Source organism: Microcoleus sp. B6-A1, assembly GCF_036705085.1.
Lineage (GTDB): Bacteria > Cyanobacteriota > Cyanobacteriia > Cyanobacteriales > Microcoleaceae > Microcoleus.
In genome coordinates, this window is record NZ_JAUBTU010000036.1 from 52,371 (window position 1) to 65,508 (window position 13,138).

The 13,138-nt window shown below is 46.3% G+C and carries 15 protein-coding genes; 8 read left to right on the top strand and 7 right to left on the bottom strand.

The window, feature by feature from the left end:
• The 3 genes from QUB11_RS15455 to QUB11_RS15465 form a co-directional block, all read right to left on the bottom strand.
• Positions 1–695, bottom strand: a 695-nt coding sequence (locus QUB11_RS15455; RefSeq protein WP_333391091.1) for an Hsp70 family protein, incomplete at its 3' end; no start/stop codon positions are given.
• A gap of 20 nt (positions 696–715) precedes the next feature.
• Positions 716–1,498, bottom strand: coding sequence for an XRE family transcriptional regulator (locus tag QUB11_RS15460; RefSeq protein WP_333391093.1), 783 nt, complete (start codon positions 1,496–1,498; stop codon positions 716–718).
• A gap of 11 nt (positions 1,499–1,509) precedes the next feature.
• A complete protein-coding gene (locus QUB11_RS15465; RefSeq protein WP_333216593.1) occupies positions 1,510–1,722 on the bottom strand; it encodes a DUF2997 domain-containing protein in 213 nt (70 codons plus the stop codon).
• Between the two features lie 82 nt (positions 1,723–1,804).
• On the opposite strand from QUB11_RS15465, the gene QUB11_RS15470 reads away from it, so the two are divergent.
• Positions 1,805–2,827, top strand: a complete 1,023-nt coding sequence (locus QUB11_RS15470) for a low specificity L-threonine aldolase (protein WP_333391096.1) — start codon at positions 1,805–1,807, stop codon at positions 2,825–2,827.
• A 327-nt stretch (positions 2,828–3,154) separates the two neighbouring features.
• Here the strand turns inward: QUB11_RS15470 and QUB11_RS15475 are convergent, their stop codons facing one another.
• Positions 3,155–3,553, bottom strand: coding sequence for a DUF4112 domain-containing protein (locus QUB11_RS15475; RefSeq protein WP_333391099.1), 399 nt, complete (start codon positions 3,551–3,553; stop codon positions 3,155–3,157).
• A 70-nt stretch (positions 3,554–3,623) separates the two neighbouring features.
• Positions 3,624–3,962 (bottom strand): helix-turn-helix domain-containing protein, encoded by a 339-nt coding sequence (locus tag QUB11_RS15480; RefSeq protein WP_333129966.1) that lies wholly within the window; start codon positions 3,960–3,962, stop codon positions 3,624–3,626.
• Positions 3,963–4,078: 116 nt separating this feature from the next.
• On the opposite strand from QUB11_RS15480, the gene QUB11_RS15485 reads away from it, so the two are divergent.
• Complete coding sequence (locus QUB11_RS15485) at positions 4,079–4,777, top strand: pirin family protein (protein WP_333391102.1); 699 nt, start codon at positions 4,079–4,081, stop codon at positions 4,775–4,777.
• A 240-nt stretch (positions 4,778–5,017) separates the two neighbouring features.
• On the opposite strand, the gene QUB11_RS15490 is transcribed toward QUB11_RS15485, so the two are convergent.
• The gene (locus QUB11_RS15490; RefSeq protein ID WP_333391105.1) at positions 5,018–5,365 is read right to left on the bottom strand and encodes a DUF2442 domain-containing protein; all 348 of its coding nucleotides are present in this window, start codon (positions 5,363–5,365) and stop codon (positions 5,018–5,020) included.
• Positions 5,366–5,554: 189 nt separating this feature from the next.
• Here QUB11_RS15490 and QUB11_RS15495 point away from each other — a divergent pair, with 189 nt between their 5' ends.
• The 3 genes from QUB11_RS15495 (at position 5,555) to QUB11_RS15505 (ending at position 8,329) form a co-directional block, all read left to right on the top strand.
• Positions 5,555–5,761: a hypothetical protein gene (locus QUB11_RS15495; RefSeq protein ID WP_333151507.1), complete on the top strand. Its 207-nt coding sequence runs from the start codon at positions 5,555–5,557 to the stop codon at positions 5,759–5,761.
• A 166-nt stretch (positions 5,762–5,927) separates the two neighbouring features.
• The gene (locus tag QUB11_RS15500) at positions 5,928–7,571 is read left to right on the top strand and encodes a trypsin-like peptidase domain-containing protein (protein ID WP_333391108.1); all 1,644 of its coding nucleotides are present in this window, start codon (positions 5,928–5,930) and stop codon (positions 7,569–7,571) included.
• Positions 7,572–7,684: 113 nt separating this feature from the next.
• Positions 7,685–8,329, top strand: a complete 645-nt coding sequence (locus tag QUB11_RS15505) for a Uma2 family endonuclease (protein WP_333204437.1) — start codon at positions 7,685–7,687, stop codon at positions 8,327–8,329.
• Between the two features lie 73 nt (positions 8,330–8,402).
• Here QUB11_RS15505 and QUB11_RS15510 read toward each other — a convergent pair whose 3' ends face one another.
• On the bottom strand, positions 8,403–8,600 hold the full coding sequence (locus tag QUB11_RS15510) for a helix-turn-helix transcriptional regulator (RefSeq protein WP_332970604.1): 198 nt from the start codon (positions 8,598–8,600) through the stop codon (positions 8,403–8,405).
• 172 nt (positions 8,601–8,772) lie between these two features.
• Between QUB11_RS15510 and QUB11_RS15515 the strand changes: the two genes are divergently transcribed.
• From QUB11_RS15515 to QUB11_RS31290, 3 genes are all read left to right on the top strand, one after another.
• Positions 8,773–8,982 carry a hypothetical protein gene (locus QUB11_RS15515; RefSeq protein ID WP_332999805.1) on the top strand — a complete coding sequence of 70 codons (210 nt, stop codon included), beginning with the start codon at positions 8,773–8,775 and terminating at the stop codon, positions 8,980–8,982.
• A gap of 323 nt (positions 8,983–9,305) precedes the next feature.
• Positions 9,306–10,523 (top strand): transposase, encoded by a 1,218-nt coding sequence (locus QUB11_RS15520; RefSeq protein ID WP_333204439.1) that lies wholly within the window; start codon positions 9,306–9,308, stop codon positions 10,521–10,523.
• Positions 10,524–10,834: 311 nt separating this feature from the next.
• Positions 10,835–13,138 (top strand): ATP-binding cassette domain-containing protein (locus tag QUB11_RS31290; protein WP_445300851.1); only part of this gene is annotated, 2,304 nt, incomplete at its 3' end.

Consider the following 13,138-nt stretch of genomic DNA (forward strand, 5'->3'; position numbering starts at 1 on the left):
AGGGGGGAAGCGAGATTTTTCTCCCCCTGGCTAAGGGGGGAAGCGAGATTTCTCCCCCCCTTGGTAAGGGGGGGTAAGGGGGGGGTTAGAGCAGTGCGAACTAAACTTAAATCTAAAGTTCCGCCGCCAAAATCAACTACTAAAACTAGAGAGCCGGGGCGTTGTACTGCATATCCCAGGGCGGCGGCTGTGGATTCATCTATTACCTGAACTTCCGCAACTCCCAAACTTTCTCCTAAGTCGCGAAACCAATCTAGATATCGCTCAAATGCTCCAACTGGGACTGTAAAAATTACTTTGTCGGGCTGTATATTTTGTAAATATAATTGTTTCCAAATACTTGTGATAAACTGTTCTGCTACTGATTCTGGTGTGTAGGTTTCGCTGTCGATATTGCGGGGCGGCGGTTGAAAGTCGGCAGCTAAATTGCGTTTAAAAGCTTTGAAAAAACGGTCTGGCTGGGATTGTCCCAAGCGCTGCGATCGCACTTTTTCTCCCAACACCAACTCTCCGGCATTCTTCACAAATACTAAAGTCGGCACTACAGAGATTTCTCGCACCTCTCCGCCCGAATTATTCGTTTTAAAAATCCGGGATATCTCGCCCAATCTCAAAGTTTCTGGTGTTTGCGTATCCGGGTTAAGAATGCAGACAACCGTGTTGCTGGTACCGAAGTCAATGGCAACTGTAGTCATGTTGATTTAAAATTTAAAATTTAATTTTTCATTCCCGCTGGAAGGGTGCGACTAACTTTAGCAGGAGTAAGAATTCGCTCTCCCTCTCGATAGCCGACAAACCGAACATAAACTAATTCTCCTTCGGTTATGTCCTCAACATCCGGCTGGTGCAACTGCGGATTGTAAGGAGTTTGTTCCCACGCAGAACCGATTGTTTGAAAATCCCAGCTTGATAACAGGTTTTCTAAGGGAGTAAACAAAGCTGAGAGATTTTTGGCGGGCATATCCGGCTTGGCTTCAGCCATTTTGCGGGCGGCGGGATAGTTGGTTAACAAAGTTTGCAACTGTTCAAAGGTAGCACGGCGAAAATCGGCAGTTAGTTGAGCTTTTTGCTGCTGCAATTCTGATCGCAGCCGGAAACACTGCTGCCTCAATTCTTCTATTTCGCTGGGATCAGTTGTGATTGTAGCCGATATGGGCAGCGCGAGCAAAGTACGATCGAACTCTTGAAAATTCAAATTCAGCACTGTTGCCAGCCGCCTCAGTTGGTCTAGCGTGAGTTTTCCCACGTCTCCCTGCCGGACTAAGCGCACCCCAAAGCGACTTAAGCCTGCTTTTTCGCCTAAATCTTGCCAATCGAGAATGTCTAGCTGATTCATGCGTTCCCGCAGAATTGTATCGTACTTAAACTCGATCGCATCTCCCGCCTCAGATGCAGCATAAAGGTAGACTACAATTAGAAAAATGCCCCCGACAGCCAGCGCGAAGCTGAAGGCAGGCACTGTTGTTACATCAACTGTTGCACCGAGGATATCAAACATCTTTAACTCTTCTAAACTTGTTTTAAAGTCTGCGTTTGTTCAACGATCAAATTTTCTTCGCCTTGGTAGTATTCTGGCAGCAAGTCTTGAGATTCTACTTTTCCGAGGGCTTTTTCAATTCCGGCGGTGGTTTCGGTGCAACTCGAACCGGTGGCGTTGAGGACGGTTTCGGTAATTTTGCCGTCTTTGCCGATGCGGTATTCAATTTGGCGGTATTCTGCCATAATTCTTCCTCTTGGTTTAATGATTGAGTGTTGACTGTTGATGGTTGAGTTATATTATAGATTCTATTTACCAATTATTCTAATGAATTTTTGTAGCGACAATGCAACCGGGGTTTCGCCGGAGATTATGGCGGCGATTGCAGCGGCTAATTGCGGTGCTGTGATGTCTTACGGAGATGATGAATATACACAGCGTTTGCAAGTTAAATTTTCGGATTTGTTCGAGACATCGGTAACTGTTTTTCCTGTAGCAACTGGTTCTGCTGCTAATTCTCTGGCCCTTGCGGTTATGACTCCTCCTTACGGGGCGGTTTACTGTCACGCGGAATCTCATATTAATCTAGATGAATGCGGCGCGCCGGAGTTTTTTACAGGCGGTGCAAAGTTAGTGACACTAACAGGAAATCATGGTAAAATAGAGGCAGAGACTTTAGGAAAAATACTCGATCGCGCTGGTGCAGGTGTCGTCCATCACGTACAGCCCGCAGCCGTCAGCGTCACTCAAGCAACGGAAGCCGGCACAGTCTACAATCCAGCGGAAATTTCCCACATTTCCGAAGTGGTTCGCAGCCACAATTTGCACCTGCACATGGATGGAGCTCGCTTTGCCAATGCTGTTGTCAGTTTGGGCTGTTCTCCGGCGGATGTCACTTGGCGGGCTGGTGTGGATATTCTCTCGTTTGGAGCGACAAAAAACGGCGCGATGGGTGCAGAAGCTGTGGTTTTTTTTCATCAAGAATTAGCAAAGACTTTCCCTTTTTACCGCAAGCGCAGCGGGCATCTATTCTCGAAAATGCGGTTTTTGTCGGCGCAGTTGGAAGCGTATATAACGGATGATTTGTGGCTGAAGAATGCGGCTCATGCAAATAATATGGCAGCCAAATTAGCCCAAGGTTTGGCGGGAGTTGAGGGAGCAAAGTTTTGCCATCGGGTTGAAGCCAACGAGATTTTTATTCAACTTCCAGAATCTGTAATTACATCGGTTTTAGCTGAGGGTTTTCTGTTTTATCGGTGGGATGAATGTACTGTTAGACTGGTAACGGCTTTTAATACTTTGGAAGCGGATGTTATTGCTTTGGTGGAAGCGGTTAAACGACATCAATGATTAAAATGTAGGGGCGGGTTTTACAAATAATACCGGCCAGCTATGAACCATCTAAGAAACCCGCCCCCACCTAACCAATAATCCACATCAACCTTGATTTATATTAAACGCAAAAATAGGCGCGGGCATTTCTCGTTGGGTGGGGGCGGGTTTGAGAGATTGTTGGTTATTTATGAGATGTTGCACCATTCTCAATTATTTGTTTAGGAACAGGCAAGATGCCTGTTCCACAAGAAAATTCACTCTTTGTGGAACAGGCATCTTGCCTGTTCTTGAGAATGGTGCAAGATGTGTGTTATTTACAATTATTGTTTGTGAAACCAGCCCCTACATTTTAATAGGTTCAGGAATAGGTTCTGCAACTGCGGCTAGTTCTGGTTCAGCTTCTTCGAGGTGTGCTTCTAAAAGCGCCAGATTTCTCATGTTTGATTTATAAAAAGCATCGAAGATATCTCCGACTAAAGGTACTGAACCAACAACGGCTTCTAGACCGATATTGTAAATCATTTTCCCTAGAGTTTTTTGGGGAATGTTGAATCGAGTTGCCAAATAAATTAGGTAAGCAGAAAACGCGGTATCTACGATATCCCCAGCACCCGGAACTAAACCAATAATCGGGTCTAAACCAATGCGAAATTTGGTGCCGGGGATGCCAATGGCGGTATCCATCAGGCGGCTGAGTTTGCGGATGCGGTTGAGGGTGGCGAGACGCTCTATGTTGTTCATATTATTATTCTTGAACTAGGTTGAAAATTTGAAATCTGTCGGAAGACGGAAAAAACCATCTAGAAACCGCTCATTTTCCATCTTCGCTAATATGCTGAATTCCCCATTCGTGCATGGCATTAATAATCGGTTTGAGACTTTCGCCCAAAGGCGTTAGCGAATATTCAACTTTTGGCGGCACTTGCAGGTAAATTTCCCGGTGCACGATCGCGTCTGACTCCATTTCGCGCAGTTGCTGCGTCAGCATCTTCTGAGTAATGCCGTTTACAGCTCGTTGCAGCTCGTTAAAACGCTTCACTCCTGGAAACAACTCCCGCAGAATCAAGACTTTCCAGCGCCCGCCTATCACCTCTAGAGTGCGTTCTACAGGGCAATTTGCTCGATCGACCTTTACTTCTTGGACTTGCATAGTATCTTTTTGGTAAGTACCGCACTTTTAAGTGCGTACTATCCATAATAGCTTGACTAGGTTTAAAATAAAAACATCAAAGAAATACCAGATAAATTTCACTGAGGATTCAGAAAATGATTACCGTCAGAAAAAGTGAAGCAAGAGGACACGCTAATCACGGTTGGCTGGACAGTTACCACACATTTTCTTTTGCTGGCTATTACGATCCAAATTATATGAATTTTCGCTCTTTACGGGTAATTAATGAGGATTTCGTTAGTCCCGGCAGAGGTTTCGGCACTCACGGACACAGCGACATGGAAATCATTACTTATGTATTAGAAGGAGCATTAGAACACAAGGACAGTTTGGGTACTGGTGCAGTGATTAAACCGGGTGAAGTACAGCGGATGAGTGCAGGTACGGGTATCCAGCACAGCGAGTTCAATAACTCGCAAACAGACCCGGTTCATTTGCTGCAAATCTGGCTGTTACCCGATACAAAAGGCTTGCAGCCGAGTTACGAACAGCGGGAGTTTCCCCTAGCAGAAAGGCACGGAAAACTGCGCTTAGTGGCGGCACGAGATGCGAGAGATGGTGCGGTGAAAGTGCATCAAGATGTGGATTTGTATGCGGCTGTTTTGGATAAAGACTCGCGGGTTTCTCATGCTTTGCAGCCGAATCGCCATGCTTGGGTGCAAGTGGCTCGCGGCTCGGTTTTGCTGAACGGTTTGAATTTGAAAAATGGCGACGCTGCGGCGGTTAGCGGGGAGACTGAGGTAGTGATTGAAGCGGCGGAAGATGCGGAATTTTTGCTGTTTGATTTGGCATAGAATTGAATGCGAAATCCCCGATTTGTTGGAAAAGTCGGGGATTTGAAATTACTCGGCGGTTGAAACTCACATCTTGCACCATTCTCAAGAACAGGCTGTCCGGCCTGTTCCACAAAGAGTGAATTTTCTTGTGGAACAGGCCGGAAAGCCTGTTCATAAAAAGCTTATTGAGAATGGTGCAACATCTCAGTTGAAACCGCTACTACACAAACAAAGTCCGCGCAACGCGAGACTAAAAAATTAATCAGCCATCCAAGATTTTGTTCCAAAAATACCTGCTAAAAGTTCGGGAATACCAAAATCAACATCTAAGCTTTCCCAGTGCACGCTGCTACCGGAAGGAGGTAGCCAAACATCAGCAAGCTGTTCTGGTGAAGCACCTTCTAAGCCTTGTGCCAGCTTTGGAGGAAAAGAAAAAATAGCGCCGTTTTTCAGTTTGATAACTATTAAATCTTCCGACTGGTTATACTGCACGGATTCGGCACGCGGTTCAGTAGCCTCAGCGGTTTTCCATGCTTGCTTGGCTTGGGCTATTTGCTCTCGGAGATTTTCCTCTGTTAACTCTTTGTCCCAGTTTCTAAATACCATGTATTTCTTGCCATCGGTTTTGTTAAGTTTGGATACTTGATTATTGCTGCATGGGATTGTGTTAAGCGGACTGTGAAGAAAATTATACTTAATCCTGGGTTACTACTTAGGAAATAAGTAAATAGGAGGAAGAAACTAACTTTTATTTGTGGTATTTCTGGTAAGGGTAAATGTTTAGGATAAATTTTTATGGAACAACAGCCGATCGCCAGAAAGCATCTTGTTTGGAGCCTCATCACTGGTTTTGCAGTCGGCGCGATCGCGGGCGCACCCCTCGGCTGGATGGCTAATGGGTCTTTTTCCGACCAGCGTTCGGCTCAAAGTATCCTTTGCCGAGAAAAGAATAGAGATCAGCCAGTGGCTATTGTTGAGGCTAGGTGCGGTTCCCGATTCTAAATTTTTCTGCTAGCCAGAGGGCGGTGTCAAATATTGTGAGGCTTGTGCGAATGTCGAAAGTTCGATATCGTCGCGCAGGCGTTTTGGCGTTGTCAACCGTAAATATGCCACAAACCGGATAACTTTTCCGTCTGTTGATATGTGGGTATGTTAAATTGACACAATAATGAATTACAGCAGAACAATTCCGGCTATTTTGAGTGCTACGATCGCCCTGAGTTCGATCGCCCTCATTCCACTGACATCACCTCAAATTGCCCTCGCATTAACCGCCGACAAAGTTAAAACCGTTGCCCAACAAATTACTGTTCGCATCCAGGGGCCAAAAGGCGGTTCAGGAGTAATTTTAGAGAAGCAAGGCAGCACATACTATATTCTCACAAACTGGCACGTTGTCGATAAAGCCGGCGATTACGAGGTAGTAACTCCCGACGGCAAAGCTCACTCTGTATACTATAGCCTCGTGCGGCGAATGCCCGGTGCGGATTTGGCGATCGTACCTTTCAGCAGCACTCAAAGCTACCCTCTGGCTCAATTAGCCAATTCCGCAGCAACTAAGGGAAACAAGGCTTATGTGGCTGGCTGGCCGATATCCGGCGGTTCTTTGAGACAGCCGATTTTCCTCGCCACGGAAGGTCAGCTTACCGGCCGCCAAACTCCCTGGAACGGCTATACTTTGGTATACAACAACTTAGTGAGAGCGGGAATGAGTGGCGGGCCGGTGCTCGATGATGCAGGCCGAGTTGTCGCAATTAACGGCATTGTCAGGTTAGAAGAAAATTCCGATAAAATTGTGGCGGCGGGAATAGAAATTAATACTTTCATGAAATGGCGATCGACTATTTCGCTGCCAGTAGTTCCCCAATCTCCTACTGCCGGAAACCCAAAAACTCCGGCGAATAATGCGCCCCGCACGCCCGCAAGTGCGATCGCCTTTGCCGCTACAAATACCCTCAAAGGGCCTTCCGAAGTTGTCAGTTCCCTTGCCCTTGCTTCAGCTTATTTTACCACAGGAAATAGCAACGGCACTATCTCAGTTTGGAATTTTCCCAGCGGGCAATTAAAAACTACCCTGCAAGGTCACACGGAAGCCGTAAACGCACTGGCCGCGAGTGCGGATGGCAAGGTGTTAGCTAGCGGCAGCGACGACAAAACTGTGAAAATTTGGAATTTAGAAACTGGCGCGGTTGTACGCACTTTGAGCGGGCATTCCAATGCTGTTTCGAGCGTTGCCGTTAGTCCTGATGGTCAATTTGTAGCCAGTGGCAGTTGGGACAAAACGATTAAGATTTGGAATGGGAAAACGGGGGAATTGCTGCGGACTTTGACCGGGCATTCTGGGTTGGTGAATGCTGTTGTTATCAGTCCTGACAACAAAATTTTAGCTAGTGGCAGCAAAGACGGTTCAATTAGGTTGTGGAATTTAGCTAGCGGTCAAGCAATTCGCACGATTAGCGGCAAAAACTTGGCTGTTTTGTCGCTAGCTTTTACTCCAGACGGCAAGAGTTTAGCTGCGGGAAATAGCAATGGTACAATCGGTTTGTGGAATGCCGGAAACGGGCTGTTAATTCGGCGTTTGAGCGGGCATACTGACGGCGTTTGGTCGGTGGCATTCAGTCGGGATGGCACTACTCTGGTTACTGGGAGTTGGGATAAGAGTGTGAGACTTTGGGATGTGCGATCGGGGGATTTGAGAGGTACTTTGAGTGGTCATGCTGGCTATGTTAGCGCTGTGGCTATTAGTGCAGATGGCAAGACTATTGTTAGTGCTGGTTGGTTGGGGGAAATTAAGATTTGGAAACGGAGTTAAGATTTTTTTTATTTAACCGCAGAGGGCGCAGAGGGCGCAGAGGAAGAGTAGAGAGAACAGGGTTTGCATTTGATTGAGTGGTGTTATACGATCGAGATATTTGGGATAAAAAAATGAGTGGACTAAAGACTAAATTGCCCACTGATATCTGGGTAGCAGCAACCTGGGAAGAATTCATCGCGATGGCAGATGACCCAGCTTACAGTAAAGCCAAATGCTATTACCGCAACGGACAAATGAGGATTGAAACTATGTCTGTAGGGCCTGATCATTCACGAGATAATGCGATCGCACTCTTGGCAATTAATCTATTTTGTACTATCAAAGGTATTTCTGTTAACGGATTAAATAAATGTAGCTACCGGAAAACAGAAGTCCGAGAGTGTCAGCCAGACCTATCTTACTACATTGGAGAAAGAGCGCAATTAGCACCGAGGGGAAGTTCGATCGCAAGTCTTGACGTTACCCCACCGCCAGATTTGGTCATAGAAGTTGCTGATTCCACTTTGGCTGATGATATTGGTGAAAAACGGTTGCTTTACGAAGAGTTAAAAGTCGCTGAATATTGGGTAGTAGACGTGCAGAAATCTCAAATTATTGCCTTTGCTATTATTGCTGATAATGGCAGTCGGCGGCTTGTGCGATCGGAAGTTTTGCCGGGATTAACTATTGCTGTCTTGGAAGAGGCTTTGCAGCGGAGTCGCACTGAAAATCAAGCACAGGTAGGGGCTTGGTTGTTGGCTCAATTTCAGCAGTAATCCAAATAGAAAGCGATCGCCCTCTCTGCAAAAAAGCGCGATTGTCCAACCTACTCGATCTTAAGTGCCCAAGCTACACTACTAAATCTTCGATCGAGAATTTCAATAAGTCGCACAGGGCTTTCATCTGTGCTGGGTATAGCTTGGGGACGTGTCTGTCGGTTTCCCAGTTGATGACTGTGGATTCCACCACATTACACGCTCTTGCCACTTGTATTCGAGTCAAACCTAGACTTTCACGTCTTTCTCTTAGCTTTTGCCCCAGCGTCATTATCTATCCCGTACTTAGTTCAGTTGATTCTATTTATTCAGTTGACTATATGTAGTTCGTGTCATAACCTAGATATAGACACAAAGTCTAACAAAGGTCAAAAGCCAGTCCGCGCCCTAGACAAGCATTGAACTGGCTTTTGCTCCAACACTGAATGGAGACAAACTTAATTATGCCCTACAAACAGCGCCTTAACAGGTGGTTGGTTGTTCGCCTGCTTCCCAATATGCAGCGAATCACTGTGGCCCACTTTTTCAGGCATTCCGATGCTGACGGCTATCTGCGGATCGTCCGGCAGTTAATCCCCAAGGCTCAATTTGTGATTGTTTTTAATGCCGATATCAACCTAGAAACAGCGCCTAACAACATCGAAGGCAGCTAGTTGAGGGTTCGGTTACGCACGGACTCTACTGGTAGGGTGCGTCAGGTGGTAGCGATTCGATGTACATCGGCTAATCATTTCCGCGCGCCGCACCCTACTACCTAGCATTTTGCTTCAACTAGACAGCAGGAGTCCCGCGCTCTACCGCAGGGCGTGAGCGTCGGAAGGAATGCGCGTGAGTGAAGAGATCCACCCCTGACCAAAACCGACAATCTTTAGATGTTGGAAGGGAAGGGGTGGTCGAAGAACGAACAGATTCCTGATCCTGCCCCTTGTTTTTACTATCTTCACGAGATACAATAATACCAAAGTTCGTGAAAATAATGTCCCAAGTAATCACCGCCAAGCTAAAACTAAAACTGACTGCCGAGCAAAAAGCTTTGGTGTCTCAGACTGCTTTAGCCTACCGAGATGCCTTGAATTACACTTCACAAGTTGCTTTTGATGCAGGCAAAACCAGCAATGGTGCTAAGTTACAGAAAGCGGTCTACAACGAATTGCGGGTTCGATTTGGGCTGGGAGCGCAAATGGCTTGCAATGTACCCAGACAAGTGTCTGGAACCTATAAGACTCTGTGGACTAAGGTAAAACAATCTAACGATGCTATTGCTAAAGGCTACACGAAGAGACGGTATAAAGGGCTAGACAAAGCCCCCAAATATATATCTCGAACTTGTACCCTAAATTATCAACGTGACTACTCTTTTAAAGCCGAGAGGCAAGTGAGTATCATCACTCTCCAAGGTCGAATAGTGGTCTCGTATGATGGTTACAATAAGCATTTAGATTTAATTGCTAATGGTGCCAGGATTGGAGCGGCTAAAATTGTCTATCAGCGTTCCTCCAAGATATACTATCTGATGGTAAGTATCGAAATAGAAACGCCTAAGATTGACCCACTGAAAATAACTAGAGTCTCTGGTGTTGACGTGGGTATGCGCTACTTAGCGGTGGAAATAGACTTGCAAAATAAGGCTAAATTCTACTCAGGGAAGAATGCTAGACATAAAGCTAACCGCTACCATAAAGCACGGATGACTCTTCAGCGTAAAGACACTCGTTCAGCGAAGCGAAGACTAATCGCTTTGTCTGGGAAAGAAAGACGGTTTATCGCTGATGTAAACCACCTGATCAGTAAGGATATTGCCAAACCTAACACCCTAATTGGACTAGAAAACCTCACCGGAATACGGGACAGGACTAGGAGGAAATCGGGCAGGAAGGCAAGCAAAAAGAGACGTAGAGCTAATCGAAATAAAGCTAAATGGTCTTATGCCGAATTGCACGGGTATATCGACTACAAAGCCAATCTAAATGGTTCGTTAGCAACTAAAGTTCCGGCTCATGACACATCGAAAAGTTGTCCTAAATGTGGACATAGTTCGGATGCTAATAGACCAAACAAAGGACTATTGTTTCGATGCGAATGTTGTAGTCATGAGTTACACGCTGATTTGGTTGGTGCGCGAAATATTGCAATGAGAGCGTTGCTTGTCCGGCAAGACTGGATGAGCACTCTTGAGCTTGTCAGCATCCCCTGATGTATCGAGCGGTGAAACCAAAACCCAAATCCTACAAAGGTTTTCGGAATTGCGGTGGAGTTCAGATACAAGCCCACATCTCCGGCGGTACTCCGCTTGATGCTGGGTAGTTGACAGTCCGATCGACACTTATGATAGATTTGGTTATTGCCAGACTACACTGGAAGACAAAATCAAATTAAAAATTTCGCCATAAATTCGATCGACCCGCCGATCGGGCGGCACTCTCCACTTCGTGGAACAGGCGTCCCGCCTGTGGTTGGCAAAGTAAATCTAAAATCTAAAACCTAAAATCGCGTGACTTCTGGCAAATGATTGAAGTAGAACACTTAAGCAAAACTTACGGTTCGACCGCAGCGATCGCGGACGTGTCTTTTTCGGTCGAATCAGGAGAAATTCTCGGTTTTTTGGGGCCAAACGGCGCTGGCAAAACCACAACCATGCGGATTTTGTCGGGATATTTGCCGGCATCCAGTGGTACGGCCCGCATCGCAGGCATGGATGTTCACGAAGACTCGATGGCCGTCAGACAGCGCATCGGCTATCTGCCGGAAAACCCGCCACTGTATCCAGAAATGACTGTGGAAGGGTTTCTGTTTTTTGTGGCCCGGATCAAGCAAGTACCTGCGGGCGATCGCGCGCGACGAGTTACCTCCGCGATCGAACGCTGTGGCCTGGTTGATAAACGCAAAGTTTTAATCCGCAAGCTTTCTAAAGGATTTCGGCAGCGCGTCGGTATCGCCCAGGCGATCGTCCACGACCCGCCGGTGATTATCTTAGACGAACCAACCGTCGGCCTCGACCCCCGACAAATCATCGAAGTCCGCAATTTAATCAAAAGTCTGGGTGGCCAGCACACAATCATCCTTTCCACGCACATTCTGCCGGAAGTCAGCATGACTTGTAACCGCGTCACCATCATCAATCGCGGTAAAATCGTCGCTGCGGGTACTCCCGAAAATTTGATGGGAGAGTTGGCGGTGGGAGAGGGTTACGAAGTCGAAGTTGAAGGCGAGGCTGATTTGGTAAACAGTCTGCTGTTGCCTTCTTTGGAAAATTTGCCGGGAGTTCGATCGATCGAATTGATTCCAAGCAATCAATTTTTAGTGAGTCGCTACCGCCTGCGGGCATTGTGCGAACCCGACATAGAACCCGGACGAGAAATTGCTACAGCTATCGTCGCCTCTGGATTTGGACTGTGCGAAATGCGTCGCTCTCGCGCTACTCTGGAAGATGTGTTTTTAAGGCTGACAGCGGCTGAAAAGAAACCGGAAGAAAATCTGGTTCACACCGAACCAGAGGTCGATCGAAATCTCCAAGAATCAGCAGAAATTCAAGACTCGATCGCCGATTCTCATCAATCCGAATCGCAACCGATTGTCGAAAATTCGCTAGTTTCAGATAGGCAAGAGTCGATCGAGCATTCTCAACCAGAATCAGAACCAGTTGTCGAAACAGTAGAGTTGATCGAGCATTCTCAACCAGAACCGATAGTCGAAAATCTGCAAGTTTCAGAAACAGTAGAGTCGATCGAGCATCCTCAACCAGAACCGATAGTCGAAAATCTGCAAGTTTCAGAAACAGTAGAGTCGATCGAGCATTCTCAACCAGAACCGATAGTCGAAAATCTGCAAGTTGTAGAAACAGTAGAGTCGATCGAGCATCATCAACCAGAATCAGAACCAGTTGTCGAAACAGTAGAGTCGATAAAAGGGAAGCATCTCAGTTTGGGTGTCACAGGAACCAGATCATCTTACTCGCTACAGATATCTAAACAAGCAAGCAGGATGCTCACTTTTGTAAAAAACATTTTTTACAAAAGTGAGATACTCCCGATCGAACCTTCTCAACCAGAACCGATTGTCGAAAATCAGCCCGTTGTTTCAGAAACCGCAGAGTCGATCGAGCATCTTCAACCAGAACCGATTGTCGAAAATCTGCAAGTTGTAGAAACAGTAGAGTCGATCGAGCATTATGAACCAGAACCGATTGTCGAAAATCTGCAAGTTGTAGAAACAGTAGAGTCGATCGAGCATTATGAACCAGAATCCGAACCAGTTGTAGAAACATTAGAGTCGATCGAGCATTATGAACCAGAACCGATTGTCCAAAATCTGCAAGTTGTAGAAACAGTAGAGTCGAGCGACTATTCTCAACCAGAATCTGAACCAATTGCAGAAACAGCAGAGGAAATAAGCGATTTAGAACCTGGAATGCAACCAGTGGCAGATTTTCTGGAAACTGTAGAAAGACAAGAATCGATCGAGCATTCTCAACCAGAACCGATAGTCGAAAATCTACTCATTGTCGAAACACCAGAGTCGAGCCAACCTTCTCAACCCGAACCGATTGTCGAAAATCTACTCATTGTCGAAACAGTAGAGTCGAGCCAACCTTCTCAACCAGAACCGATTGTCGAAAATCTACTCATTGTCGAAACACCAGAGTCGAGCCAACCTTCTCAACCAGAACCGATTGTCGAAAATCTCGAAGTTTCAGAAATCGTAGAGTCGATCGAGCCTTCTCAACCAGAACCGGTTGTCGAAAATCTACTCATTGTCGAAACACCAGAGTCGAGCCAACCTTCTCAACCAGAACCGATTGTCGAAAATCTC